At 52.9% G+C, this 378-nt stretch carries 1 protein-coding gene; it reads left to right on the top strand.

Features of this window, described 5'->3' with window-relative positions; translation table 11 throughout:
- Window positions 1-37: 37 nt before the first annotated feature.
- Window positions 38-378, top strand: a 341-nt coding sequence (locus LZP73_RS19400) for a hypothetical protein (RefSeq protein WP_442800769.1), incomplete at its 3' end; no start/stop codon positions are given.

Genomic DNA, 378 nt, shown 5'->3' with positions numbered 1-378 from the left:
TTACAACACCGGCCTTTATACCAACTGGAAGTTTGATATGTGGCTGGAAAATTCACCAGTTTCATCTCCTTTAACTGGCTTGCGCTGCATCAACTGGTACGCAGGGTGTAATATGACCACCAGTCTTATCCTGCCGCAAACCACCGACGCCAGTGGATTTTATGGCGCGACGGTGACCAGCGGCGGCGCGAAATGGATGCACGGCATGTTGTCAGACGCGTTTTACCAGTATCTGCAACAAATGCCCGTCGGCAGCAGCTTTACAATGACCATCAATGCCTGCCAGACCTCTGTGAACTATGACGCCAGCAGCGGCGCACGCTGTAAGGATCAGGCCTCCGGCAACTGGTATGTTCGCAACGTCACCCATACGAAAGC

The organism is Shewanella sp. AS16 (assembly GCF_021412365.1).
GTDB lineage: Bacteria > Pseudomonadota > Gammaproteobacteria > Enterobacterales > Shewanellaceae > Shewanella > Shewanella salipaludis.
The sequence above is the reverse complement of the archived record's forward strand: the minus strand, read 5'-3'. Positions and strand labels throughout refer to the sequence as shown.